The organism is Variovorax sp. JS1663 (assembly GCF_002157355.1).
In the GTDB taxonomy this organism is placed as follows: Bacteria; Pseudomonadota; Gammaproteobacteria; order Burkholderiales; family Burkholderiaceae_C; genus Variovorax.
This window is the reverse complement of the sequence record NZ_LYMK01000004.1, coordinates 137,974-163,568: the sequence shown is the minus strand read 5'-3', so window position 1 is coordinate 163,568 and position 25,595 is coordinate 137,974. Positions and strand designations below refer to the sequence as shown.

General features: G+C 67.9%; 24 protein-coding genes, 1 tRNA gene and 1 pseudogene. 11 read left to right on the top strand and 15 right to left on the bottom strand.

Annotated features, from left to right (window positions below; translation table 11 throughout):
• Nucleotides 1–39: 39 nt before the first annotated feature.
• Nucleotides 40–1,221: a beta-ketothiolase BktB gene (gene bktB / locus A8M77_RS05780; protein ID WP_086920593.1), complete on the bottom strand. Its 1,182-nt coding sequence runs from the start codon at nt 1,219–1,221 to the stop codon at nt 40–42.
• Nucleotides 1,222–1,312: 91 nt separating this feature from the next.
• Here bktB and A8M77_RS05775 point away from each other — a divergent pair, with 91 nt between their 5' ends.
• Nucleotides 1,313–2,020 (top strand): SDR family NAD(P)-dependent oxidoreductase, encoded by a 708-nt coding sequence (locus A8M77_RS05775; RefSeq protein ID WP_086920592.1) that lies wholly within the window; start codon nt 1,313–1,315, stop codon nt 2,018–2,020.
• Nucleotides 2,021–2,064: 44 nt separating this feature from the next.
• Here A8M77_RS05775 and A8M77_RS05770 read toward each other — a convergent pair.
• Nucleotides 2,065–2,140, bottom strand: a tRNA-Ala gene (locus A8M77_RS05770).
• Between the two features lie 52 nt (nt 2,141–2,192).
• Nucleotides 2,193–3,170 (bottom strand): GMP reductase, encoded by a 978-nt coding sequence (locus A8M77_RS05765; RefSeq protein WP_086920591.1) that lies wholly within the window; start codon nt 3,168–3,170, stop codon nt 2,193–2,195.
• Nucleotides 3,171–3,373: 203 nt separating this feature from the next.
• Between A8M77_RS05765 and A8M77_RS05760 the strand changes: the two genes are divergently transcribed.
• Nucleotides 3,374–5,737 (top strand): UvrD-helicase domain-containing protein, encoded by a 2,364-nt coding sequence (locus tag A8M77_RS05760; RefSeq protein ID WP_086920590.1) that lies wholly within the window; start codon nt 3,374–3,376, stop codon nt 5,735–5,737.
• A 90-nt stretch (nt 5,738–5,827) separates the two neighbouring features.
• Here A8M77_RS05760 and A8M77_RS05755 read toward each other — a convergent pair whose 3' ends face one another.
• Genes A8M77_RS05755 through A8M77_RS05745 form a run of 3 tightly spaced genes read right to left on the bottom strand, consistent with a single transcriptional unit; the run spans nt 5,828 to nt 8,056 of the window.
• Nucleotides 5,828–6,631, bottom strand: a complete 804-nt coding sequence (locus A8M77_RS05755) for a BPSS1780 family membrane protein (RefSeq protein WP_086920589.1) — start codon at nt 6,629–6,631, stop codon at nt 5,828–5,830.
• Nucleotides 6,632–6,649: 18 nt separating this feature from the next.
• Nucleotides 6,650–7,699, bottom strand: a complete 1,050-nt coding sequence (locus A8M77_RS05750) for a homoserine kinase (RefSeq protein ID WP_086920588.1) — start codon at nt 7,697–7,699, stop codon at nt 6,650–6,652.
• Nucleotides 7,700–7,708: 9 nt separating this feature from the next.
• Entirely contained in the window at nt 7,709–8,056 is a 348-nt protein-coding gene (locus A8M77_RS05745) for a hypothetical protein (protein ID WP_086920587.1), read from the bottom strand.
• 97 nt (nt 8,057–8,153) lie between these two features.
• On the opposite strand from A8M77_RS05745, the gene polA reads away from it, so the two are divergent.
• From polA to A8M77_RS05730, 3 genes are read left to right on the top strand one after another with little or no spacing between them, the layout of a single operon-like run.
• A complete protein-coding gene (gene polA / locus A8M77_RS05740; RefSeq protein WP_086920586.1) occupies nt 8,154–10,946 on the top strand; it encodes a DNA polymerase I in 2,793 nt (930 codons plus the stop codon).
• 32 nt (nt 10,947–10,978) lie between these two features.
• Entirely contained in the window at nt 10,979–12,265 is a 1,287-nt protein-coding gene (locus A8M77_RS05735) for a M20/M25/M40 family metallo-hydrolase (RefSeq protein WP_086920585.1), read from the top strand.
• 7 nt (nt 12,266–12,272) lie between these two features.
• On the top strand, nt 12,273–13,175 hold the full coding sequence (locus tag A8M77_RS05730; protein ID WP_086920584.1) for a LysR family transcriptional regulator: 903 nt from the start codon (nt 12,273–12,275) through the stop codon (nt 13,173–13,175).
• On the opposite strand, the gene A8M77_RS05725 is transcribed toward A8M77_RS05730, so the two are convergent.
• On the bottom strand, nt 13,172–14,383 hold the full coding sequence (locus A8M77_RS05725; protein ID WP_086920583.1) for a D-amino acid dehydrogenase: 1,212 nt from the start codon (nt 14,381–14,383) through the stop codon (nt 13,172–13,174). The genes A8M77_RS05730 and A8M77_RS05725 overlap by 4 nt on opposite strands.
• Nucleotides 14,384–14,603: 220 nt before the next feature.
• Here A8M77_RS05725 and A8M77_RS05720 point away from each other — a divergent pair, with 220 nt between their 5' ends.
• The 5 genes and pseudogenes from A8M77_RS05720 (at nt 14,604) to A8M77_RS05705 (ending at nt 17,666) form a co-directional block, all read left to right on the top strand.
• On the top strand, nt 14,604–15,485 hold the full coding sequence (locus tag A8M77_RS05720) for a transporter substrate-binding domain-containing protein (protein WP_086920582.1): 882 nt from the start codon (nt 14,604–14,606) through the stop codon (nt 15,483–15,485).
• Between the two features lie 19 nt (nt 15,486–15,504).
• Nucleotides 15,505–16,269, top strand: coding sequence for an aspartate/glutamate racemase family protein (locus A8M77_RS05715; RefSeq protein WP_272947425.1), 765 nt, complete (start codon nt 15,505–15,507; stop codon nt 16,267–16,269).
• A pseudogene (locus A8M77_RS36745) lies at nt 16,239–16,343 on the top strand (dienelactone hydrolase family protein); the annotation flags it as partial. The gene A8M77_RS05715 and the pseudogene A8M77_RS36745, both read left to right, overlap by 31 nt.
• A gap of 80 nt (nt 16,344–16,423) precedes the next feature.
• A complete protein-coding gene (locus A8M77_RS05710; protein WP_086920581.1) occupies nt 16,424–17,308 on the top strand; it encodes a ZIP family metal transporter in 885 nt (294 codons plus the stop codon).
• A 130-nt stretch (nt 17,309–17,438) separates the two neighbouring features.
• The gene (locus tag A8M77_RS05705; protein ID WP_238136726.1) at nt 17,439–17,666 is read left to right on the top strand and encodes a hypothetical protein; all 228 of its coding nucleotides are present in this window, start codon (nt 17,439–17,441) and stop codon (nt 17,664–17,666) included.
• Nucleotides 17,667–17,708: 42 nt separating this feature from the next.
• Here A8M77_RS05705 and A8M77_RS05700 read toward each other — a convergent pair whose 3' ends face one another.
• A complete protein-coding gene (locus A8M77_RS05700; RefSeq protein ID WP_086920580.1) occupies nt 17,709–17,918 on the bottom strand; it encodes a dodecin in 210 nt (69 codons plus the stop codon).
• 169 nt (nt 17,919–18,087) lie between these two features.
• Here A8M77_RS05700 and A8M77_RS05695 point away from each other — a divergent pair, with 169 nt between their 5' ends.
• Nucleotides 18,088–19,356: a glutamate carboxypeptidase gene (locus tag A8M77_RS05695; protein WP_086920579.1), complete on the top strand. Its 1,269-nt coding sequence runs from the start codon at nt 18,088–18,090 to the stop codon at nt 19,354–19,356.
• A gap of 6 nt (nt 19,357–19,362) precedes the next feature.
• On the opposite strand, the gene A8M77_RS05690 is transcribed toward A8M77_RS05695, so the two are convergent.
• The 7 genes from A8M77_RS05690 to A8M77_RS05660 form a co-directional block, all read right to left on the bottom strand.
• Nucleotides 19,363–19,968, bottom strand: a complete 606-nt coding sequence (locus A8M77_RS05690) for a DUF3299 domain-containing protein (RefSeq protein WP_086920578.1) — start codon at nt 19,966–19,968, stop codon at nt 19,363–19,365.
• A complete protein-coding gene (locus A8M77_RS05685) occupies nt 19,965–21,227 on the bottom strand; it encodes an ABC transporter permease (protein ID WP_086920577.1) in 1,263 nt (420 codons plus the stop codon). The genes A8M77_RS05690 and A8M77_RS05685 overlap by 4 nt, the downstream gene beginning before the upstream one ends.
• The gene (locus tag A8M77_RS05680; protein WP_086920576.1) at nt 21,224–21,931 is read right to left on the bottom strand and encodes an ABC transporter ATP-binding protein; all 708 of its coding nucleotides are present in this window, start codon (nt 21,929–21,931) and stop codon (nt 21,224–21,226) included. The genes A8M77_RS05685 and A8M77_RS05680 overlap by 4 nt, the downstream gene beginning before the upstream one ends.
• A 96-nt stretch (nt 21,932–22,027) precedes the next feature.
• A complete protein-coding gene (locus A8M77_RS05675; RefSeq protein ID WP_086920575.1) occupies nt 22,028–22,576 on the bottom strand; it encodes a DUF2796 domain-containing protein in 549 nt (182 codons plus the stop codon).
• Nucleotides 22,573–23,484, bottom strand: a complete 912-nt coding sequence (locus tag A8M77_RS05670; protein ID WP_086920574.1) for a sulfurtransferase — start codon at nt 23,482–23,484, stop codon at nt 22,573–22,575. Before A8M77_RS05670 ends, A8M77_RS05675 begins: the two co-directional genes overlap by 4 nt.
• 13 nt (nt 23,485–23,497) lie before the next feature.
• Entirely contained in the window at nt 23,498–24,430 is a 933-nt protein-coding gene (locus tag A8M77_RS05665; RefSeq protein ID WP_192871554.1) for a DMT family transporter, read from the bottom strand.
• 7 nt (nt 24,431–24,437) lie between these two features.
• Nucleotides 24,438–25,571: an aromatic ring-hydroxylating oxygenase subunit alpha gene (locus A8M77_RS05660; protein ID WP_086920573.1), complete on the bottom strand. Its 1,134-nt coding sequence runs from the start codon at nt 25,569–25,571 to the stop codon at nt 24,438–24,440.
• Between the last annotated feature and the right edge of the window lie 24 nt (nt 25,572–25,595).

Below are 25,595 nucleotides of genomic sequence, written 5' to 3'. Positions count from 1 at the left end.
CAATCCAAAGATTATAGCCTGAAAGAAAGCGCTCTCGGCTCAGGCGCGCTCGAAAATGCAGGCGATTCCCTGACCGCCGCCGATGCACATGGTCACGAGGGCATAGCGGCCCTGGATGCGCTCCAGTTCATAGAGTGCCTTGACCGTGATCAATGCACCGGTGGCGCCGATCGGGTGGCCGAGCGAGATGCCGGAGCCGTTGGGATTGACCTTGACCGGGTCCAGGCCGAGGTCCTGCGTCACCGCACAGGCCTGGGCCGCGAAGGCCTCGTTGGCTTCCACCACGTCCATGTCGGAAGCCTTCAGGCCGGCCTTCTCCAGCGCCCTGCGCGACGCCGGAACCGGCCCGATGCCCATGTAGTTCGGATCCACACCGGCGAAGGCGTAGGCGACGATGCGCGCCATCGGCTTCAAGCCGCGCCGCACGGCCTCTTCCTTCTCCATCAACACCACGGCCGCAGCCGCGTCGTTGATGCCCGAGGCGTTGCCGGCCGTCACCGTGCCGTTCTCCTTGAGGAAAGCAGGCTTGAGCTTGGCCATGTCCTCCATCTTCGCGTCGAAGCGCACGTGCTCGTCGGTGTCGAACTGCGTGAGACCCTTGCGGCTCTGCAGCGGCACAGGAACGATCTGGCTCTTGAAGTAGCCGCTCTCGATCGCCTTCTGCGCGCGCTGGTGGCTGGTGAGTGCGGTCTGATCCTGCGTTTCGCGGCTGATGTTCCATTTCTTCGCAATGTTCTCGGCCGTGACGCCCATGTGGATGTTCTCGAATGGGTCGTGCAGCGCGCCGATCATCATGTCCACCAGCTTGGCGTCGCCCATGCGCACGCCCCAGCGCGCGGTCAGCGAGGACAGCGGTGCGCGGCTCATACTCTCGGCGCCGCCGCCCACCGTCAGCTTCGCGTCGCCGAGTTGGATGCTCTGGGCTGCGCTCACGATCGCCTGCAGGCCGGAGCCGCACAGGCGGTTGACGGTGAGGGCAGGGGTCTCCTGCGCGCAGCCGCCCTCGATGGCCGCCACGCGGGCCATGTACATGTCGCGCGGCTCGGTGTTGACCACATGGCCGAAGACCACGTGGCCGACGTCCTTGCCGTCGACCTTGGCGCGTGCCAGGGCCTCCTGCGTCACCAGCGCAGCCAGCCGCGTCGGTGGTACGTCCTTGAGGCCTCCGCCGAAGGTACCGATCGCGGTGCGAACGCCGCTCACAACAACCACTTCTTTCATGACGATTCTCCGGTGCAAGGGAAGTGCCAATGATGCACGTTTCCTGCGGGATCCCGGCGTTACGATGCCTGCCGAAACAAGGAGCCGCGAAATGATGGACAACCAAACCCCCCGCCACGTCGTGGTGACAGGCGCTGCCGGCGCACTGGGCCGCGCCGTCGTGCAACATTTCCTGGACCAGGGCGCCCGCGTGGCCCTGCTCGACCACCGTATGGAACACCTGGTCGGCAGCTTCCCCGGGCTCGACAACTCGCAACATCTGTTGCTCGAGACAGACGTGACCTTGACGGAGTCCATGGCCGATGCCGCAGGGCGCATCCTCGCGGCCTTCAAGCATGTGGACGCACTGGTCCACATCGCCGGCGGCTTCGAGATGGGCGAGGAGGTGCACGCGCTGAGCCGCGCGGCCTGGGACCGGATGATGAACCTGAACGCCTGGTCCTTCGTGGCGGTCTCGCAGGCGCTGGTGCCGTCGATGATCGAGCGCAAGGCCGGCAGCGTGATCGCCGTCACGGCCAAGAGCGCTGCCCGCGGCGCGGGCCAGATGGCGGCCTATATCGCATCCAAGAGCGCGCTGCAGCGGCTGGTGGAGGCTTCGGCCGCCGAACTTGCGCCGCTCGGAATCAACGTCAACAGCATCGCGCCAAGCGTGCTGGACACGCCGGCTAACCGGCAGGCCATGCCCGACGCGAAGCCCGAAACGTGGGTATCGACGGCGGTCGCGGCCAAGACCATCGGCTTCCTGGCCTCACCGGCCGCCGCGGCGCTGCATGGGCAGCACCTGACGCTGGATGCCTGAAACAAAAAAGACCTCGGCGGGTGCCGAGGCCTTCGAGAATGAGTTGGTGGAGAGGAGGAGGATCGAACTCCCGACCTCCGCATTGCGAACGCGGCGCTCTCCCAGCTGAGCTACCCCCCCAACGCAGGGCGAATTCTAACCAGATTCGAGAGGCCCCGACGCGATCTCCGCCTTACATCAGCAGGTGCTCGCCGGCGTTGTCGCCGCCCAGGGTCACGTAGTTGACCTTGCGGATGTCCATGAGCTTGCGCCCGCCCGCGTAGCTGATCGAGCTCTGGATATCCTGCTCCATCTCGATCAGCGTGTCGGCCAGCTTGCCCTTGATCGGCTCGAGGATGCGCTTGCCCTCGACGTGCTTGTACTCGCCCTTGTTGAAGTCGCTGGCCGAGCCGTAGTACTCCTTGAAGAGCGTGCCGTCGACTTCGACCGTCTTGCCGGGCGACTCCTCATGGCCGGCGAACAGCGAGCCGATCATCACCATGGAGGCGCCGAAGCGGATGCTCTTGGCGATGTCGCCATGGTCGCGGATGCCGCCGTCGGCAATGATCGGCTTGGTCGCTACCCGGCCGCACCACTTGAGCGCCGACAGCTGCCAGCCGCCGGTGCCGAAGCCGGTCTTGAGCTTGGTGATGCACACCTTGCCCGGTCCGATGCCCACCTTGGTCGCGTCCGCACCCCAGTTCTCCAGGTCGATCACCGCCTCCGGCGTGCCCACGTTGCCCGCGATCACGAAGGCCTTGGGCAGGTGCTTCTTCAGGTAGGCGATCATGTTCTTCACCGTGTCGGCATGGCCGTGGGCGATGTCGATGGTGATGTATTCGGGCGCCAGCCCTTCGGCGACCAGGCGGTCCACCGTCTCGTAGTCCGCCTTCTTGACGCCCAGGGAGATGGAAGCGAACACGCCCTTGGCGTGCATGTCCCGCACGAACTGCACGTTGTCCAGGTCGAAGCGGTGCATCACGTAGAAATAGCCGTTCCTTGCCAGCCAGGTGCAGATGGTCTCGTCGACCACCGTCTTCATGTTGGCCGGCACCGTCGGGATGCGGAACTTGCGCCCGCCGAGGGTGACGCTGGCGTCGCACTCGGAACGGCTTTCCACCACGCACTTGCGCGGCAGCAAAAGAATGTTGTCGTAGTCGAAGATCTGCATGAAACCAAGCTCCGGAAAAGGTCGTTGAAGAACGAAAGAGCGCTTGGTCTGGCCGGTTTTCGGGTACTTCCGCAAGGGAAGCGCGAACAAAAAACCGGGCGCAAGAAACTTGGGCCCGGTGATTGATTTTACGCGCCCAGTCTGCCCGCGCGCGTCCCCGGATTTATATAACCCGCATACGCAGGGCTTTCTACAATCGACGGATGCTCACCCCCCCCGCGGCCTCCGCCGAATCGCCGCTGCTTCACAACCTCAACCCCGAGCAGCGCGCTGCCGTCACGCTGCCCGCGGGCAATTCCCTGATCCTCGCCGGCGCCGGTTCCGGCAAGACCCGGGTGCTGACCACTCGCATTGCATGGCTGCTGCAGACCGGCCAGGTCTCGGCGGGCGGCGTGCTGGCCGTGACCTTCACCAACAAGGCCGCCAAGGAAATGATGGCGCGCCTGGGGGCGATGCTGCCGGTCAACGTGCGCGGCATGTGGATCGGCACCTTCCACGGCCTGTGCAACCGCTTCCTGCGCGCGCACTGGAAACTGGCGGGGCTGCCCTCCACTTTCCAGATCCTCGACACGCAGGACCAGCTCTCGGCCATCAAGCGGCTGATGAAGCAGTTCAACGTCGACGAGGAGCGCTTCCCGGCCAAGCAGACGCAGTGGTTCATCTCCGGCGCCAAGGAGGACGGCCTGCGCCCGCGCGACATCGAGGTGCGCAGCGAGGACGACCGCAAGAAGGTCGAGCTCTACCAGCTCTACGAGGAGCAGTGCCAGCGCGAGGGCGTGGTCGACTTCGGCGAGCTGATGCTGCGCAGCTACGAACTGCTGCGCGACAACGACCCGGTGCGCGAGCACTACCAGCGGCGCTTCCGCCACATCCTGATCGACGAGTTCCAGGACACCAACCGCCTGCAGTACGCCTGGCTCAAGATGCTCGCGGGCGAGACCGTCGACGGCCGCTTCGTCCCCGGCGACAACAGCGTGCTGGCGGTGGGCGACGATGACCAGAGCATCTACGCCTTCCGCGGCGCGCGGGTGGGCAACATGGCCGACTTCGTGCGCGAGTTCGAGGTGGCGCACCAGATCAAGCTGGAGCAGAACTACCGCAGCTACAGCAACATCCTCGATTCGGCCAACACGCTGATCAGCCACAACAAGAAGCGCCTGGGCAAGAACCTGCGCACTGACCAGGGCCCCGGCGAGCCGGTGCGCGTCTACGAGTCGGTCAGCGACTTCGCCGAAGCGCAGTGGATGGTGGAGGAGATGCGCCAGCTCGTGCGCGACGGCATCGAGCGCAAGGAGATGGCGGTGCTCTACCGCAGCAACGCGCAAAGCCGGGTGATCGAGACCGCGCTCTTCAATGCCGCGGTGCCCTATCGCGTGTACGGCGGCCTGCGCTTCTTCGAGCGCGCCGAGATCAAGCACGCGCTGGCCTACCTGCGCTTGCTGGAGAACAAGGACGACGACACCAGCTTCCTGCGCATCGTCAACTTCCCGCCTCGCGGCATCGGTGCGCGCAGCATCGAGCAACTGCAGGATGCGGCCGGTGCTGCCCGCGGCTCGCTGCACGATGCCGTGAGCGCCGTGGGCGGCAAGGCCGGCGCCAACCTCTCGGCCTTCGTGGCCAAGATCGACGTGCTGCGCGAACAGACGCAAGGTCTGTCGCTGCGCGAGATCATCGAACTGGTGCTGCAACACAGCGGGCTGATCGAGCACTACCGCAACGAGCGCGACGGCGCCGACCGCATCGAGAACCTGGAGGAGTTGGTCAACGCCGCCGAGAGCTTTGTCACGCAGGAGGGCTTCGGGCGCGACGCGGTGGCGATGCCGGTGGACGAGCTGCGGCAGTCGCCGGCCAGCCAGGGCCTGGATCCGAACCTTCCAATCGTCGACGAGCCGCTCGCGCCCGACGCCGAGACCGGTGAGACCATGAGTCCGCTGGCCGCCTTCCTCACCCATGCCGCGCTGGAGTCGGGCGACAACCAGGCCCAGGCCGGCCAGGATGCGGTGCAGCTCATGACCGTGCACGCCGCCAAGGGCCTGGAGTTCGACTGCGTCTTCATCACCGGGATGGAGGAGGGGCTGTTTCCCCACGAGAACTCCATGTCCGACTACGAAAGCCTGGAGGAAGAGCGCCGGCTCATGTACGTGGCCATCACGCGCGCGCGCCAGCGCCTGTACCTGAGCCACTCGCAGACCCGCATGCTGCACGGGCAGACGCGCTACAACGTCAAGAGCCGCTTCTTCGAGGAGCTGCCCGAGTCGGCGCTCAAGTGGCTCACCCCGAAGAACCAGGGTTTCACGCCTTCGGCCTTCGGCTATGGCGGCGGCTATGCGAGCACGCGCGGCAGCTATGGCAGCAAGGAGGTCTTCGCCAGTCCGCCCGTGCCGCCGCAGAAGGCCGCGCCCTCGCATGGCCTGCGCTCGGGCATGCAGGTGTTCCACAACAAGTTCGGTGAAGGCACGGTGATGGCGCTGGAGGGCAGCGGGGACGATGCGCGCGCGCAGATCAACTTCCCGCGCCATGGCGTCAAGTGGCTGGCCTTGTCGGTGGCCAAGCTGACCCCTGTTTAGGATTCAGGCCGGCGCCGGGCCGCTGCGAGGCCGCCTGCGGCCGCCTCGGGGGGGCAGCGAGCACACGAGTGACGGAGCGTCGGGGGCTGATCAGTCGGCCTGGAAGCTGTCGCGGAAGGTGAACCAGGTCGAGCTCAGCGACATCGCCGCCAGCACCAGGGCGGCGCCGAGCATCAGTGCGCCCCCGATGGCCGAGGCACCACCGCCCATGCCCATCGCGCCGACGCCGACCAGCACGGTGGCCAGGAGCCCGATGCCGATACCCGCGGCAAGGAAGACGCCGAACCAGGACAGGCAGAACATCGCGTAGGCGCCGAAGTTGCGAAACAGCGCCACCAGGCTGAAGAACAACGCCTTCACCGGCTCGACCTGGTGCCAGTGCACCAGCGCCGGCGCATGCCACATGGCCAGCGAAAGCGGCAGATTGAGCGCCATGACGAAGAGGCGCGCCATCTGGAAGTCGCTGCTCTTCATCACCTCTTCCGAGAGGGTTTCATCGAGCAGGTAGGCGCGCGCCAGCTGGCCGCCATCCATCAGCGCGGAGACGCCGACCGCGATCACGAAGTAGGCGGCCGAGATCAGGCCCAGCACGATCATCGGCCGCCACCGGCTCTTCACCGCCTCGGCGGCAGCGATGAACATGGCGGGCGCGGCGGGCTTCTGGGGATCGTTCGCATAGGCGACCGAGGTGGCGACCATCAGGCCCAGGGTCATGAAGGGCAGCAGGATCGGCGCCAGCACGCTGCCGACCAGGGGCAGCTGAGAGGCGATCGAGATCGAGGCCATGAACAGGAAGAACAGCGAGATGAAGGCCAGCGGCTGACGCCAGAAGGTCTTGAGCCCGATGCGGACCCATTCGGCGCCGGTGCGTGCCGGCACGAGATTGAGTTTCATGGATGGACGGGCCCCGGCTCAGGCGGCCTGCGGCTGGCCGAGGGCCGCGGATGCCGAGAACGGCGCGGCAGACGGGTGCGAGCGTTCGCGCAGCACGCGTTCGAAATGGGTGGGGTCATGCGCCTTGAGCATGCTGGCCTCGCGTGGCAGATGGAAATCCCACAGCCGGGAGATCCAGAAGCGCAGGGCCGCGGCGCGCAGCATCGCCGGCAGCAGGGCGCGCTCGGTACCGGTGAGCGGCCGGACGGTCACATAGGCGGCCAGCAGGGCGTCGGCGCGCAGCGCATCGTGGCGGCCGGTGGGCAGGTCGATCGCCCAATCGTTCAGGCAGACGGCGAGATCGAACAGCCAGGTGTCGGTGCCGGCGAAATAGAAATCGAACACACCGGTCAGCCGAGGCGCATCACTTTCGGTGGAGAACATGGCGTTGTCGCGGAACAGGTCGGCATGGACCGGGCCGCGCGGCAGCGCCGCATAGGCGGAGGAGGCGGCCACGTGGTTCTGGTAGGCCAACTCGCCGCGCAGCAGCGCAGCCTGCGGTGCGTCGAGGTGCGGCAGCACCACCGGCGCGGTGTCGTTCCACCAGGCCAGCCCGCGCAGGTTGGGCTGGAGGCGGGGAAAGTCACGCGCCGCCTGGTGCATGTGCGCCAGCAGGCGGCCGAGCTCCGCGCAGTGGGCGGCCGTGGGAGCCAGCGCGCTCTTGCCTTCGAGCCGCTGGACGAGGGCTGCCGGTTTGCCCGCCACGCGATGAAGGAACTCGCAGGGCGCGTCGGCCGGGATCGACAGCGCATGACCGGCGGGGGGCGCGATCGCCGGATCAGCCACCGGCTCAGGCACTGGCAGGCCGCGCGCCGCCAGGTGCTTCATGAGGCAGAGGTAGTAGGGCAGTTGCTGGGGCCCCAGGCGCTCGAACAGCGTCAGCACGTAGTGGCCCGACGCAGTGGTGGCAAAGTAGTTGGTGTTCTCGATGCCGCCCTCGATGCCTCGCAGCTCGGTGAGCGAGCCCAGGCCGAGGCGCTGGACCAGCGCATCGGCTTCGTCGAACCCGACTTCAGTGAAGACCGCCACGACCCGCGCTCAGAATTTGAGCACGTTCCAGACCCGTGGCCCGTTGCCGTTGCCGCCGGTCTCGCCCTGGCCCTGCCGGTCGCGCCCGCCGTAGTTCGGCAGGACCTCGTATGAGGGCACGTTGGCCTTGGGCTGCACGGTGATGCTCTGGGTCTGGCCGCCGTAGCGCACTTCGTCGACCCGTGCGCCAGCGTCCTCCACGTGGATGTGCTCGATCTTCTGGTTGCGGCGCGGCGACTCGGGCGTGGCCTGGGCCGCATCGGGCGGTGGCGCGCTCTGGGCGTGAACGGCAGCCAGCGGTGCGGCCAGCGCGGCCACCAGGATGCCGCGGACGAGCAGAAGAGTGGGGGAGGACATTGTTCGATTGTAGGCGGCGGCCCCGTCCTGCGCTGTCAGCGGGCAGCGATGGTCGCCGTCATGCGGCCGCCCGTGCGCGGCGCGGCAAAATGCACCGATGACCGACAAGAAAACGCTGCTGCTCGTCGATGGATCGAGCTACCTCTACCGCGCCTTTCACGCCCTGCCCGATCTGCGCGCGGTGCCGGGGGATCCCAGCAGCCCGCCCACCGGGGCCATCCGGGGCATGATCAACATGCTCCAGCTGCTGCGCCGCGAGGTCCGCGCCGATTACGCGGCCTGCGTCTTCGATGCCCCCGGAAAGACCTTTCGCGACGACTGGTATCCCCAGTACAAGGCCAATCGTTCGCCCATGCCGGACGACCTGCGCAGCCAGGTCGGGCCGATCCACGAGGTGGTGAGGCTCCTGGGCTGGCCCGTGCTGAGCGTGCCCGAGATCGAGGCCGACGACGTGATCGGCACTCTGGCGCGCACGGCGGCGAACCAGGGCGTCGAGGTGATCGTCTCCAGCGGCGACAAGGACCTGAGCCAGCTCGTGGACGAACACGTCACCATCATCGACACCATGAACGGCAAGAAGCGCGACGTGGCCGGCGTGACGGCCGAGTTCGGCGTGCCGCCCGGGCTCATGATCGACTACCAGACGCTGGTGGGCGACAGCGTCGACAACGTGCCTGGCGTCGACAAGGTCGGCCCCAAGACGGCCGCCAAGTGGCTGCTCCAGTACGGCTCGCTGGACGGGCTGATCGAGCGGGCCGGCGAGATCAAGGGCCAGGCCGGCGAGAACCTGCGCAAGGCGCTGGACTGGCTGCCCCAGGGCCGGCGGCTGGTCACCATCCGCACCGACTGCGACCTCGACGGCCACGTGACGGGCCTGCCCGCACTGGACGGCATCGCCATCGGCGCGCAGCAGGTGGAGCCGCTCAAGGCCTTCTACGAGAGGTACGGCTTCAAGACGCTGGCCAAGGCGCTGGAGGCGCACGAGGTTCCGCCCGAGCTGATCGAGGAGAACAAGGAACGGCACGGCCCCCAGGGCGGGACCGGCCTGCTCGAGGAGCCGGCCGCCAGCGATGCGGCCAAGGCCAGCAACCTTGCCTACGACACGGTCCTGAGCTGGGAGATGTTCGACGCGTGGCTCGCGAAGATCGAAGCGGCCGAGCTGGTCGCGCTGGACACCGAGACCAATTCGCTCGACGAGATCCTGGCCGAAATCGTGGGCATCAGCTTCAGCGTCAAGCCCGGCGAGGCGGCCTATGTGCCACTCGGCCACAACTACCCCGATGCCCCCGTGCAGTTGCCGCGCGATGAGGTACTGGCCAAACTCAAACCCTGGCTCGAGGACGGCACGAAGAAGAAGCTGGGCCAGCACGTCAAGTACGACCGCCACGTGTTCGCCAACCACGGCATCGAGGTGCGGGGCTACGCGCACGACACCATGCTCGAGAGTTACGTCCTGGAAGTGCACAAGCCGCACGGCCTGGCCAGCCTGGCCGAGCGCCACCTGGGCCGCAGCGGCATCGACTACGAGGACCTGTGCGGCAAGGGCGCGCACCAGATCCCGTTCAGCCAGGTCAGCATCGACAAGGCCGCCGAGTATTCCTGCGAAGACTCCGACCAGACGCTGGACGTGCACCTCGCGCTCTGGCCGAAGCTGCAGGCCGACGAGAAGCTGCGCTTCATCTACGAACTGGAGATGGCCTCCAGCGAGACGCTCTATCGCATCGAGCGCAACGGCGTGCTGATCGATGCGCCCACGCTGGCCGCGCAGAGCAACGAGCTGGGCAAGCGCATCCTGGCATTGGAGCAGGAGGCCTACGAACTTGCCGGCCAGCCCTTCAACCTCGGCTCGCCCAAGCAGATCGGCGAGGTTTTCTTCACCAAGCTGGGCCTGCCGGTGGTCAAGAAGACGCCCAGCGGCGCACCCAGCACCGACGAAGAAGTGCTCGAGAAGCTGGCCGAAGACTTCCCGCTGCCGGCCAAGATCCTCGAGCACCGCAGCCTCTCCAAGCTCAAGGGCACCTACACCGACAAGCTCGGCCAGCAGGTCAACCCGCGCTCGGGGCGCGTGCACACGCACTATGCGCAGGCGGTCGCCGTCACCGGTCGGCTGTCGAGCAACGACCCCAACCTGCAGAACATCCCGATCCGCACCCCCGAGGGCCGGCGCGTGCGCGAGGCCTTCGTGGCGCCGCCGGGCAGCGTGATCGCGAGCTCCGACTACTCGCAGATCGAGCTGCGCATCATGGCCCACATCAGCGGCGACGAATCGCTGCTGCGCGCCTTCACCGAGGGCATCGACGTCCACCGCGCCACCGCGGCCGAGGTCTTCGGCGCGGCGGTGGACCAGGTCTCCAGCGAGCAGCGCCGCTATGCCAAGGTGATCAACTTCGGGTTGATCTACGGCATGAGCAGCTTCGGCCTGGCGCGCAACCTCGGCATCGAGACCAAGGCCGCGGCCTCCTACATCGACCGCTACTTCGCGCGCTACCCCGGCGTGAAGCGCTACATGGACGAAACCAAGGCGCTGGCCAAGCAGCGGGGCTTCGTCGAGACCGTGTTCGGCCGCCGCCTCTACCTGCCCGAGATCAATTCGCCCAACGGCCCGCGGCGCGGCGGTGCGGAGCGCGCCGCCATCAACGCGCCCATGCAGGGCACCGCCGCCGACCTGATCAAGCTCAGCATGGTGAAGGTGCAGGACGTCCTCGACGCCGAGAAGCGGCGCACGAAGATGATCATGCAGGTGCACGACGAACTGGTGTTCGAGGTGCCCGAGGAAGAGGTCGAATGGGTCCGCAGCGAGATCCCGCGGCTCATGGCCAGCGTGGCGCAGCTCAAGGTGCCGCTGCTGGCGGAGATCGGCATCGGCCCCAACTGGGACAAGGCCCATTGACGACAACGAAAGACCCAAGGAAGACACAAGGAATGAAACTCTCGCACTCCCTCCGCACCTTCGCACTCGGCGCCGTCTGCGCCGCCTGGCTGGGCCTGGCCGCGGCCGCGCCCGACGAGCGCATCTCCGCGCTGGCCGCCAAGGAAAAGCCGGCGCTGCTCGAAACCCTCAAGCAACTGGTTTCCATCGAATCGGGCAGCCGCGACCTGGAGGGCCTGGACAAGATCGCCAACCTGATCGCCGAGCGCCTCAAGGCCATGGGCGGCCAGGTCGAGCTGGTCGACACCACCGCCGAGGCCTACCGCATGGAGGACACGCCCGAGAAGATCGGCAAGGCGGTGCGCGCCACCTTCAAGGGCACCGGCAGCAAGAAGATCATGCTGATCGCCCACATGGACACGGTCTACCAGATCGGCATGCTGAGCAAGCAGCAGTTCCGCATCGAGGGCGACAAGGCCTACGGCCTGGGCATCGCCGACGACAAGCAGGGCGTGGCGGTGATCCTGCACACGGTGGCCCTGCTCAAGGCGCTGGACTTCAAGGACTACGGCACGCTCACCGTGCTGATCAACGGCGACGAGGAGATCAGCTCGCCCGGCGCGCGCAACCTCATCACGCGGCTGGGCGGCGAGCACGATGCGGTGATGTCCTTCGAGGGCGCCTCGGTCAAGGACGACAAGCTCTCGCTGGCCACCGCCGGCATCGCCTCGGTCTCGCTCAACGTCACCGGCAAGGCCTCGCATGCCGGCTCCGCGCCCGAACTGGGCGTGAACGCGCTCTACGAGCTGTCGCACCAGATCCTGCAGATGCGCGACCTGTCCGATCCGGCCACGGGCCTCAAGATGAACTGGACGGTTTCCAAGTCCGGCAGCAACCGCAACGTGATCCCTGCGCAGGCCAGCGCCTCCGCCGACGTGCGCGTGCTCAAGGTCAGCGACTACGACCGCATCGAGAAGCAGGTGCAGGAACGGGTGAAGAAGCAGCTCATTCCCGAGGCCAAGGTCGAGATGAAGTTCGAGCGCCGCCGTCCGCCGCTGGAGGCCAACGATGCGGCGCGCGCCATGGCGGCCCATGCGCAGGCCGTCTACAAGGAGCTGGGCCGGGAGCTGGGCGCCGACGACAAGGTGGCCGGCGGCGGCACCGATGCCGCCTTCGCCGCGCTCAAGACCAAGGCGCCGGTGGTGGAGCGCTTCGGCCTGCAGGGCTTCGGTACGCACTCGGCCGACGCCGAGTACGTGCTGGTCGACTCGATCGAGCCGCGGCTGTACCTGGCGGCGCGCATGGTGATGGACATCTCGCGCGGCAAGGCCGGGTTCTAGCCTCGCGATGCGGCTGCGCCACATCGAGGTGTTCAACGCCATCATGCTCACCGGCAGCGTGAGCGCGGCGGCACGGCTCATCAACATCACCCAGCCGGCGGTCAGCCGCACGCTGCAGCATGCGGAGATCCAGCTCGGCTTTCCGCTGTTCCAGCGCGCCAAGGGGCGGCTCACGCCGACCACCGAGGCGCAGGCGCTCTATCCGCACATCGAGCGCCTGTTCGCCCAGCTCGACGAGGTGCAGCGGCTGGCGGCCAACCTGCGCACGGGCGCCGACGCCGGCGAGCTGCGCATCCTGAGCGTGCTGGCGCTGAGCTACGAGGTGCTGCCGCGGGCGCTCAAGGCCTTTCGCCAGAAGCACCCGGGCATCGCGGTCACGGTGGAGTCGCTGCATTCGCCGCAGATCATGTCGGCCCTGCTGCGGCAGGAGGCCGACGTGGGCTTCGCCTTCAGCCCGGCGGTGCATCCCTCGCTCACGCAGGAGACGCTGGCCGACAGCCGCATGGTCTGCATCGCACCCAAGGGCCTGCTGCCGCGCGCGCTGGTGCGCAACGGCTCGGCGGCGCTGCACGACCTGGTCAAGCTGCCGGTGGTGGGGCTGGACAGCCGCGACCCGGTGGGCACCAGCCTCAGCCAGGCCTGCCGCCAGGCCGGCGTGGGCTTCCAGCAGGCGGTGGTCACGGTGCAGACGTACCACGCTGCGCTGGCGATGGCGCACCATGGCCTGGGCGTGGCCCTGGTCGATGGCTGCACGGCGGCCTCCGCAGATCGTGCCAAGGTCGATGTGCTCGCGCTGGAGCCCCGCATCCCGGTGCCGATCCGCGCGCTGCGCTTCACCGAGCGGCCGGACTCGGTCGCGGTGCGCGCCATCACGCGCTGCATGCGCGAGGCGATCGAAGGGATGGCCTAAGCCGCAAGGGCCTGGGCCACGCGCTCGGCCGACCCGAAGGCCAGGGTGAAACCCAGGGCCCCGTGGCCGGTGTTGAACAGCATGTTCGCGGGCGCCCCGTCGACGCGGCCGATGATGGGCACGCCGGTCGGCGTGGCGGGACGCATGCCGGTCCACGGATGCAGTTCGTCGAGCCGGCCCGCCTGCGGGAAGACGGCGCGCGTCGCTGCCGCCAGCGTCTCGATGCGCGTAGCCGGAATGCTGGCATCGTGCCCCACCAGTTCGGCCATGCCGGCCACCCTGAGCCGCGATCCGATGCGCGCGAACACGACCTTGCGCGCGCTGTCGGTCACGCTGACCCGGGGCGCCGCCGCCGGGGCCGGGTCGACGTCGACCGTGATGCTGTAGCCCTTGAGCGGATAGACCGGCAGGTAGGCGCCGAGCTGGCGACCCAGGCGGTGCGATGCGGTGCCCAGGGCCATGACGAAGGCGTCGGCCTCCACGTCACCGACACGGGTCTGCACAGCAGCAATGCGGCCATTGCGCCGATCGAAGCCATGCACCTCGCAGTCGAGCAGGAAGCGCACGCCGCGCGCACGCAGCGCGCCTTCGAGCGCAACGCAAAGCTTGAGGCAGTCGGCGGCGCATTCGCTGGGTGTGTGAATGGCGCCGGCCATCTGCGTCCGGTAGGACGCCAGCGCGGGCTCGATCGCGATGCACTCCTCGGGCGTGAGCAGGCGCTGCTGGCTGCCCATCTCGCGCTGCAGCTCGAGCTGGCGGCGTGCACCCTCCAGGGAGGCGGCGCTGGCATAGAGGACCAGCTTGCCGGTGGCGCTGAAGTCGCAGTCGGGTTCGAGCTCGGCCAGCATCGCCTCGAAGGCGCCGCGGCTCTCGGCGGCCAGCGACAGCAGGCGCGCGGTGGTCTCGTGCGAGGTCCTGGCGTTGCAGGCCGCGAGGAAGGCCAGTCCCCAGCGCCATTGCAGTGGGTCGAGCTGCGGGCGCAGCTTGAGCGGCGAGGTGGGCGAGAACAGCAGCTTGGGCAACTGCTTCCAGATCGAAGGGTCGGCCAGCGGCTGAACATAGGAATAGCTCAGCTGCGCGCCGTTGCCGCCGCTGGCCCCGGCGCCCGGCGCCGCGCGGTCGATCACGCTCACCTCGAAGCCCTGCAGCTTCAGCTGCCACGCCGTGGCCAGGCCCACGATGCCGGCCCCCAGCACACCCACATGCATCGCGCTTCCTTCCTGCTGCTCGATTGGAATGCGCCGACTCTAGGGGGCCGGCACGCGCGCGTGAAATGCCAAAAGCGCGGCGGCCCATAGCCAAAGCGCATGCCCGCCTCGCAGCGCCCATAACTTCCGGTCATGGGCTGGGACACAAAAGGAATTGTGGTTGCCGCATGAATCGTTCCTACACTCCGCAACACATTTCAAATCCACCGAAAGGGCTCGCATGAAGATTTCCAAATGGATGGCTGCCGTGGCGCTGTGTGCCGCCGCGACGGGCGCGCAGGCCGCCGACACTCTGGCCAAGATCGCCGAGTCCGGCAAGATCACGCTCGCCTACCGCGAGTCCTCGGTGCCCTTCAGCTACCTGGATGGCGGCAAGCCGATCGGCTTCTCGGTCGAGCTGTCGAACGCGGTGGTCGAGGCCGTCAAGAAGAAGCTCAACAAGCCCAACCTGCAAGTGGCACTGATGCCGGTGACCTCGCAGAACCGCATCCCGCTGTTGCAGAACGGCACCGTCGACCTGGAGTGCGGCTCCACCACCAACAACTCGGCGCGCGGCAAGGACGTGAGCTTCGCCATCAATCACTTCTACACGGGCACCCGGCTGCTGGTGAAGAAATCCTCGAACGTCAAGGACTACGGTGATCTGGCGAAGAAGACGATCACCAGCACCACCGGCACCACCAACGCGCTGGTCATGCGCAAGTACAACGCCGAGAAGAACCTCGACATGGACATCGTGCTGGCCAAGGACCATGCCGACGCCTTCCTGCTGGTGGAAAGCGGCCGCGCGCTGGCCTTCGCGATGGACGACATCCTGCTTTACGGCCTGAAGGCCAATGCCAAGACGCCGGACGACTTCGACGTGGTGGGTGAATCGCTGCAGGTCGAGCCTTACGCCTGCATGCTGCCCAAGGACGATGCGGCCTTCAAGAAGCTGGTGGACGACACCTTCGCGGGCATGATGAAGAGCGGCGAGTTCGAGAAGCTCTACAACAAGTGGTTCATGCAGCCGATCCCGCCGAAGAACGTGCCGCTGAACCTGCCGATGAGCCAGCAGCTGCGTGACAACATCAAGTCGCCGAGCGACAAACCGGCGACCTGATCTCTTCCGGAGCTCGAACGTGACGAACGTCGTTGGCATCCTGGGCGGCATGGGCCCGGCCGCGGGCGCCGACTTCGTGCGGCTCTTCGTCGAGGCCTGTGCGCGCCTGATGCGCGCGCGCGGCGAGCCGGTCAGCGACCAGGGCTTTCCCGAGCACTGGCTCGCGCAGGTGCCGGTACCGGATCGCAGCGGCGCACTCGAATCGGCCGCGCTGGGTGCCCAACAGCCCCTGGAGCCCATGCTGCAGGCTCTCGGCCGCCTGGCCGCCCTCGGCAGCCGTGCCGTGGCCATCGCCTGCAACACGGCCCATGCCTGGCACGCGATGCTGCAGGAGCGCTTTCCCCAGATCGAGGTGCTGCACGTGGCGCGCGAGGTGTCCGCCCACCTGGCGGCCCAGGGCGTGCGCGAGGCTGCGCTTATGGCGACCGAAGGCACCTATCGGGTGGGTCTTTACGAAAAGGCCATGGCCGAGGCAGGCCTTGCCTGCCACCTTCCGCTGGCACCCGAACGCGAGCTGCTGATGCGGGGCATCTACGAGGGCGTGAAAGCCGGGAACATGCGGTTGGCGGAGGACTGCTTCAGCCGTGTCGCGCTGCAGCTGGCCGAACGCCATGGACAAGTGGCCATTGTCATGGGATGCACCGAAATCCCGCTTGGCCTGCAGGGCGTGCAGGCCGTGTCCGGACTTCGGCTCGTCGATCCGGCCCGGGTGCTGGCCGAGGCCCTGGCCAGCCGGGCCTATGACGGGGCGACGGGCATCCCCTTGACACGGTTGATAAGATGAAAGCTGCTTTGGCTGCCGGGTCGTCGGCAGCCAAAGCCTCCCAGTTTGTCGTCTACCCCGAAGCGGGCCATGCCTCGACTGAGGCCGCAAAGAGAGCGCTTTCCACCGAAAGCCGTCCGATGGGCGGCTTTTGTTTTGTCGTCATGAAGCTGCCATGGATCTGTTGATCATCATCGCCGCGACCCTGGTCGCCGGCATCGGAAGTGTGTGGATTGCCGCCTTGCTGCTGCGGGTGGGTGTGCGCAGCGGCGGCGGTGTCGATCCGCAGCACCTGCTGAGCCTGGCGGCCGGCGCGCTGCTTTCCACCGCCTTCATGCACCTGCTGCCGGAGGCCTTCGAGAGCCGCATCGAGCCCGGCCTGCTGTTCGGCGTGCTGCTCTTCGGGCTGGTGGTCTTCTTCCTGCTCGACAAGGCCGAGCTGTGGCACCACGGGCACGAGCATCACCACGGCGCGGGCGACGAGGCGCACCATGGCCACCATCACGACCATGGCCATGCCCATGCCCATGCCCACGGCCATGTGCACACCCGCAAGGGCGGCAGCTGGGCCGTGCTCACGGGCGACAGCGTGCATTGTTTCGGCGACGGCATCCTGATCGCCTCTGCCTTCATCGCCGACCTGCGCCTGGGCTTGGTGGCGGCGCTCGCGGTGCTGGCGCACGAAGTGCCGCATCACATCGGCGATCTCGTCGTGCTGCGCCAGAGCTCGCCCGATGCGCGCGCCGCGCTGGTCAAGGTGTCACTGGCCGGCACCATGACGGCACTGGGTGGCCTGGCCGGCTGGTGGCTGGTCGACCAACTGCACGGCTGGCTGCCCTATTTCCTGGTGCTGGCTTCCAGCAGCTTCGTCTACGTGGCGCTGGCCGACCTAATCCCGCAGTTGCAGAAGCGGCTGAGCGCCCGCCAGACCGCCTGGCAGATCGCCTGGCTCGCGGCGGGCATCCTGTTGGTCATGGGTATGAGCCGGCTGGCCCATGGCGATCACGGCCATGATCGCGAGCATGGTGGAGCGCACGAGGAGCTCGGCCACCGGCACTGAAAGCCGAAGAACGGGGCGCTCTCCGACAGGAGGGCCCTGCGGACGGTTGCAAACTCGCACTACCCAAGTCGGGCGAGGAGGCTCACACTTGGGGTCGCGCAACGCGAGAAATAAGCCCTAGGAGCCGATCATGAACCGCGCCGATCCACCGCTGCGTTCCGTCGATCCGATCGACGACCCATCGGACGAAGAGCTCGATGACGAGCTGTCCGCAGAAGAAGCCCTGGACGAGGAGGAGGCAGAGATGGCCGACGACCTCTCCGAGACCGGGATCGACCTGAGCGACGCCAGCGAGCTCGACGCCGACAACGTGCCGGCCGACGAGGAGTTCGACCGCGTCATGCAGGCGCCGGACTGAGGGGCGCGTCGGCCGCTGCATTCCGCCCCTCGGGCGGGCACCTCAGCCTTCGAGGGTGAAGCCCACTTTCAGCGTCACCTGCCAGTGCGCGATCTTGCCGTCCTTCACATGGCCGCGGGTCTCGATGACCTCGAACCACTGGATGTTGCGCACCGATTCGCTGGCCTTGGCGATCGCCCGCTGCATGGCGTCGTCGCTGCTCGTGGGCGAAGAGCCGGTGAGCTCGATGAGTTTGTAGACATGGTTGGACATGGCGTGCTCCTTGTGCGGGGAAACAGGGGCCGATGTCCGGGTGGGCACCGGTCCCGGCCATCATAGGCATTCGCGCGCGCGTTTCATCCTTGTTGTCCCGGATGTGCTCGACGATGTCCGCAGCTCGGCTAAGCTGCGCCTCCCTTCACAACAACGCCAGAACAAAGCCATGACGACACGCGCAGCTCTTCCCGGTCTTGTTTCCACCATCGCGCTGGCCTGCGGCCTGTTCCTTGCGGCTGCTGCGGCCCAGGCCGCGCCCGACGCCAAGCTCCTGGCCGCGGCCGAGAAGGCTCAGCCGGCCCTCATCGAGAACCTGAAGGAGATGGTGCTGATCGAGTCGGGCAGCCTCAACGTCGAAGGCCTGCAGCGCATGGCCACGGTGATCGAAGGCCGCCTGCAGAAGAGCGGCTTCAGCACCGAGCGGCGCAAGGCCACCGCCGGGGCGGGCGCCGATATCGTCATCGGCACGCGCAAGGGCACCGGCAAGCGCAGGATCATGCTGCAGGCCCACATGGACACGGTCTATGCGCCCGGCATCCTCGGCTCGCAGCCCTACAAGGTGGACGGCAACCGCATCTATGGCCCCGGCATTGCCGACGACAAGGGTGGGATCGCGGTGATCCTCGCCTCGCTCCAGATCCTGGCCGACGCCGGCTGGCGCGACTACGACACGCTCACCGTGCTGTTCAATCCCGACGAGGAAGTCGGCTCGGTGGGCTCGGGCGAACTGATCGCCACCGTGGCCGACCAGCACGACACGGTGCTGTCCTTCGAGCCGACCGCTGCCAAGTCGGTCGCGAAGAACGAGGCGCTGCTGCTCGGCGCCGCCGGCATCGCGCAGGCCACGCTGGAAGTGAAGGGCCGCGCCTCGCATGCGGGCGCGGCGCCGGAGCTGGGTCGCAACGCGCTCTACGAGCTCTCGCATCAACTGCTGCAGACCCGGGACGTGGCCAAGGACATTCCGGGCGCCACGCTGAACTGGACGGTGGCGCGCGCCACCGGCCCGATCAACCAGATCACGGAGCGCGCCCAGGCCCTGGGCGACATCCGCATCACCCAGCCCGGCGCCGAGGCCAAGCTCGCTTCGGCGCTGCAGGCGAAGCTCGCGAGTTCCAAGCTGATTCCCGACACCGAGACGACCGTCAAGGTGGAACTCGGCCGTCCGGCCTTCATCGCCGGCGACCGTGGCCGCGCGCTGGCCGAGAAGGCGCAGGCCATCTACAAGGAGCTCGACCGCGAGCTGACCCTGGTGCCCATGACCGGTGGCGGCACCGATGCTGCCTATGCCGCGCGCTCAGGCAAGGCGACCGTGGTCGAGAGCTTCGGCCTGGCGGGCTTCGGCTACCACGCCAAGGACGAGTACATCGAGGTCGACTCGATCGTGCCGCGGCTCTATCTGGCGACGCGGCTTCTCATGGAAATCGGAAAGCAATAGCAGGCGCTATTTCGCTCCGCCGGTGTACTTGGTGACGCTGTCCGCCGTCACGTGGTAGCCGCTGACCCCCATCATCGAGTCGTTGCGCAGCGTCTGCAGCTTGCCGGTGATCCACACCGTGTCCATGGCGCGGAACTTCGCGCCCTGGCGCGGGCGCACGTGCACGATCTGGTTGGCCGGCGGCGGCGGCGTGTGGATGCAGGCGCCGAAGTAGGGCACCAGCAGGAACTCGGTGACCTCGCCCTTGTTCTCCTCCAGCGGCACGATGAAGCCCGGCAGCTTGATGTCGACGCCGTTCATCGCCGTGTTCGTGGGCGCGTTGTTCGAGACCTCCTGCATCTTCATCAGCAAGTCGTTGGCGCGCGGGTCGCCGTCCTCGAGCTTGCTGAGGTCCATGCCCTTGAACTCCTTCATCGGGTCCCAGTCCTTGGGCACCAGTTCCTCCCAGGAGATCAGGCGGGGCTGGCCCGGTGCAGGCTTGGCGGCCGCGGCCTTGCCGCCCAGCGGGTTGGTGGCCGTGGTGTCCTGTGGCGCGGGGTCGGCAGCGTAGGCCACGGCAGTCGCGACACTCAGCGCCAGGAGAAGGGGGCGCAACATCTTCTGCATGTTCATATCCTTGGTGAGAGACCGTCGGCCAGCGAGAGACGGTAAGCGCGCACGCCCGGCAGCAGGCTGGCCAGCCAGCCGGCCACCAGCAGGCCGGCCAGCAAGGTCCATTCGTTCAGTGTAGGTCCGGACAGCGAGAGCGTCAGTCCGAACTGCGCCTGCAGCCATGGCGAGAGCAGGGCGATGCCCAGCGCCGCGGCGACGACGCCGAGCGCCACGCCCAGCAGCGTAACCATCGCGCCTTCGAGCGCCAGCAGCGCCAGCACGTGGCGCAGGCTGGCGCCGACCGCGCGCAGCACCGCGAGCTCGCGGCGGCGCTCGTTCAGGCCGGCCATCACCACCGACACCAGCCCCGCCAGGCTGACCAGCGCGACCAGGCCCGACATCAGCAGCAGCGCGTTTTCGCCGACGCCGATGACGCTCCACAGCTCGTCCAGCGCCACGCCGGGCAGGATGGCCATCAGCGCCTCGGGCTGGTAGGCCCCGACCCAGCGCTGAACCGCGAACACCGCGGCACGGTTCTTGAGGCCGACCAGCGCGGCGGTCACCGTCTTGGGCGTGAGGTCGAACTTGCGCACCTGCTCGGCGGGAATCTTCACGCCCGGCAGCGGCGCGCCGCCGCGCCATTCGAGGTGGATCGCCTCCATCGCCGCCAGCCCGATGTGCACCGTGCGGTCCACCGGCGTGCCGGTGCGCGCCAGCACGCCCACCACGGTGAAGGGCTTGTCCGCATGCTCGGCCACGTTGAGCTCGCCGCTGCCGTGGGCCAGTGTGATCTTCTGACCCACGCGGTAGCCGAGGCGGTCTGCGACCTCGGCGCCCACCACCGCGTCGAAGAGTTCCGCGAAGGGCTTCCCCTCGCGCAGCTGCAGCGCCTGCCGGTTGCCGTAGCGGAAGTGCTGGAAATACGCCGGTGTGGTCGCGAGCACCGCGAAGCCGCGGTGCGAATCGCCCAGCGACAGCGGCACCACCCAGTCCACGCCGGGATGCTGCGAGAGCGCCTGCACGCTCTGCCACTGCATGTTGTTGGTGGCCGCGCCGATGCGGAACACCGAGTAGAGCAGCAGCTGCGAGGAGCCGGTGCGCGCACCCACGATCAGGTCGGTGCCCGAGACGGAGGAGGAGAAGTTCTCGCGCAGCTCGGTGCGGATGCGCTCCACGCCCAGCAGCAGGAAGGTCGACAGCGCAATCGACAGCACCGTGAGCGCCAGCGTGAAGCGCCGGTTCCACGCACTCTTCCATGCGATGGCGAAGAGGGCCTTCATGCAGGCTCTCCCGCGGCCGCGCGGTTGATTTCCGGCAGCAGCACATGGCGCCCGAAGCGCGCCGCGATGCGTTGATCATGGCTCACGAACACCAGGGCGCTGCGGTTGGTGCTGCAGGCTTCGACGAGCACGTCGAGGAAGGCTTCACGCCGGTCTTCGTCCAGGGCCGAGGTGGGCTCGTCGGCGATCACCACCTCGGGGTGGCCGATCAACGCGCGTGCCGCGGCCACGCGCTGCTGCTGGCCGACCGACAACTGCAGCGCCTGACGCTTCCACAGCGCGGCCGGCAGGCCCATGCGCTCCAGCAGCGCTTGCGCCTGGTCGCGCGCGGTGGTGCCGTCGCGCTGCGCCTGCGCGAGCCGCCGTGCGGAAAAGCGGCAGGGCAGCAATACGTTGTCGAGCACGCTGAGATAAGGCAGCAGGTTGAACTGCTGGAAGATGTAGCCCACGTGCGCCACGCGTCGGCGGTCGCGCGCCGCACCCGACAGCGTGGACCAGTCCTCGCCCAGCAGCGTGACGCGGCCCGCATCGGCCACCAGCACCCCGGCCAGCAGCGACAGCAGGGTGCTCTTGCCGCAGCCGCTGGGCCCGTGCAGGAACACGGCCTCGCCGGCTTCGACCGCGAGCGATCCGATGTCGATGCACGGCGCCGCGGCGCCGGGCCAGGCGAAGCGCAGGTTCTCGGCGCGAAGAACCGCGCTCAAGGGATGGCCTCCCCGAGGCTCGTCACTTCGTGTACTTCGCGCACCCCCTCCTGAAGGAGGGGGCGAGCGCCTTCGGGCGGCCGGGCGGCGCTCACATCACTTGCCGCCGCCCCAGCTCAGGCGCGCGTTCGGACGCTTGAGGCTGCGCTTGGACTGGCCGTCCGGCGTGACGATCTGCGCGTCGATCTGCCGCAGCCCCTTGAAGGCGCTGAAGAGGCCCAGCTCGATGAACTTGGCCTCCGTCGCCTTGGTGCAGTTGAAGGCGAAGCTGCCGTCCAGGTCGGCGTGCCCTTCCGTGCCTGCTTCAGCCTTGCCCAGCCCGAGCGCCGCGGAGCGAAGGTTGACCGGCCCGAGCTTGCAGTTGGCGGCCGGGTCGATCTTGAAGAGCTGGTCGGCTGCGCGCAACTGCGCGACGGCGTCGTCGGCCGCCTTCTTCTCGGCATCGGTCTTCGGCGCGTGCTCGAAGCCGACGAAGTTGTCCAGGGGCGATTCCATCTCGATCACCACGGTCGGTCCGTCGACCGCGATGTCGAGCTTGATCTGTCCATGCACATGCGCGCGCGCCTGTGCCGAGGCAGCTGGCGGCAGCGTCGCCGCCAAGCCGATGAATGCGAGCGCGCCCAGGGCACGCGAAAGAAATGTCATGCGTCAGCACCTTGCCGGGTCGGCAGCCCCGGCGTGTTGCTCCATTCGCTCCAGCTGCCGGCATAGAGCGCGGTCGGCCCGAGCCCGGCGATCTGCATCGCCAGCACGTTCGGCACGGCGCTGACGCCGCTGCCGCAGTGGTGGACGACCGTGGTGGGGTCGCGGCCCCCCAGCAGCGATTCGAATTCGGCGCGCAGTTGCGCGGCCGGCTTGAATTTCCCGTCGGGGCCGAGGTTCTCGGTGAAGGGCCGGTTCAGGGCCCCCGGGATGTGACCGGCGATCGGGTCCAGAGGTTCCACCTCGCCGCGGTAGCGTACGGCGGCGCGTGCGTCGATCAGGGTCTGGTCAGTTTTCTCGAGGTGCGCGGCGACGGTGCGCGTGTCGACCAGGCTCGCCAGCGGCCGGCCGGCCATGAAGTTCGACTGGAAGCGCGCGGGCTCCTCGCGGCCGGTCACGTCACCGCCGGCGGCCTGCCAGGCCTGCAGTCCGCCGTCGAGCACGGCCACCGCCTCGTGGCCCATCCACTTGAGCATCCACCAGAGTCGGCCGCAATAGTTGGCGCCGTTGCGGTCGTAGACCACCGCCTGCATGTCGTTGGCGAAGCCGATGTTGGAAAGCCAGGCGGCGAACTTCTCGCGGCTGGGCAGGGGATGGCGGCCGCCCGAGGCCGGCGGTCCTTCGTCCGCCTGCGCCACGACGACCTCGCCGCGGGCGTTGGGCACGCCGTGCTTCGCGCTCAGGTCGGTGTCCAGGTTGGCGTAGTGCGCGCCGGGGATGTGGGCCGTGTGGTACAGCTGCGCGCCCGCCTCGGGCTTCATCAGGTCGAAGCTGCAGTCGAAGACCATCAGCGGCGCACCGCTTGCCTGCAGGGCCATCAGTTCGTCGGCGGAGATCAGGGTCGTGTACATGGCGAAGGCTCCTTCAATGTTCTTCCGCGGGCGCCTTGGGCAGCGAGCGCTGGCGCAGCACCGTGGCGGCGATGCCGCTGCCGACGATCAGCACCATGCCGGCCCAGCCGGCGGCGTCGATACGGTCACCGAACAGCACCACACTGTAGACCGCCGCGAAGACGATGCCCGAGTACTGCAGGTTGGCGACCACCAGCGTGCCTGCCTGCGATTTGGCGGTGGCATAAGCGCGCGTCATGCACAGTTGGCCCAGCGCTGCGAGCACGCCCACCGGCAGCAGCCACAGGCCATGCTGCCAGGTCCACTCGGCCCAGGGCGTGGCGTTGCCGAACAGCGTGACGAGCCCGCCGGCCACCGCGGAGCCCACCGCGAAATAGAACACCGTGCGCGATTCGGGCTCGCCCACGCGCGAGAGCGCGACCACCTGCATGTAGGCGAAGGCGGCGGTCAGGCCCGACATCAGGCCCACGAGTCCGGCGAAGCCCTGGCTGCCGTCGACGGAGGGCCTGAGCATCAACACCACGCCGCCGAAGCCGGCCAGCACGGTGAGCACCAGCGGGCCCTGCAGCGGCGGGCGCGCCACGCGGCCGTCGCGGCCGGGTACCGGCACCCAGGCCAGCAGGGCGCCGCCGACGAGGAAGGCGGCGATCCACACGCTGCTCATGTAGTTGAGCGTCATCGCGGTGGCCAGCGGCAGGTGGGCGATGGCGTAGAACCAGGCGCCCATCGAGAACACGCCGATCAGGCTGCGCCAGGCATGCATGCCGGGGTAGGACGTGGCAAGCGACAGGCCGCGTTGCCGCGCCAGCGCCCACATGAAGAGCATGCCGATCAGCCCCCGATAGAAGACCAGCTCGGCGCTCGTGAACCAGTCCGACGCGATCTTCACGCACACCCCCATGGTGGCGAAGATCAGCGCCGCGAGGACCATCCAGAGGGCTTGCATCCTCCGGCTAGAACTTCATCTCGCGGCGGTACCACTCGTGGAACTGCTGCATGCCGTCTTCCATCGGGCTCTGGTAGGGGCCGCTCTCATCGTCGCCGCGCTGCATCAGCGCGCGGCGGCCGGCGTCCATGCGCTCGGCGATCTCGTCGTCCTCCACGCAGGTCTCCATGTAGGCGGCCTGCTGCGCCTCGACGAACTCGCGCTCGAAGGCGACGATCTCCTCGGGGTAGAAGAACTCCACCATGTTGAGCGTCTTCTGCGGGCCGATCGGGTGCAGGGTCGAGACGGTGAGCACGTGCGGGTACCACTCGATCATCACGTGCGGGTAGTAGGTCAGCCAGATCGCACCGTACTTGGGCGGCTTGCCCTCGCGGTACTTCAGCAGGGCCTCCTGCCACTTCTGGTAGACCGGGCTGCCCGCGCGGCCCAGGCGGTTGGCCACGCCCACCGTCTGCACCGAGTGATGGTGGCCGAACTCCCAGCGCAGGTCGTCGCAGGTGACGAAGCTCCCGAGGCCGGGATGGAAGGGGCCGACGTGGTAGTCCTCCAGGTAGACCTCGATGAAAGTCTTCCAGTTGTAGTTGCACTCGTGCAGCTCGACGCGGTCCAGCGCATAGCCCTCGAAGTCGAGGTCCGTGCGCGGGCCGAGGCGGCCCAGGTCCGCCGCGACGTTGCGGCGGCTCTCCGGGCTCTGCTCGAACAGCAGGCCGTTCCATTCGGTCAGGGGGTAGTTCTGCAGGTCCAGGCACGGGTCCTGCGCGAAGTGGGGTGCGCCAATCAGCTTGCCCGTGGTGCGCGCATCGGCCGCCGCATAGGTCCAGCGGTGCAGCGGGCACACGATGTTGCCGCCGGTGCGCACGTCGAGCTCGCCGCGGCCCTGCAGGATCAGCGCCTGCCGGTGGCGGCACACGTTGGAGATCAGCTCCACGCCCTTGGGCGTGTGGACCAGCGCACGGCCCTGCTGCTCCTGCGGCAGGGTGTGGAAGTTGCCCGGTTCCGGCACCGCGAGGCGGTGCCCGACGTAGCGCGGTCCGCCGGCGAAAAGGGTTTGCAGCTCGCGGGCGTAGAGCGCCTCGTCGAAGTACGCGGAAACCGGGAGTTGGCTCGAGGCCTGCTGCAGTTGAAGACTTAAATCAGACATGGGTGACCTGACCAAGCTCCCCAC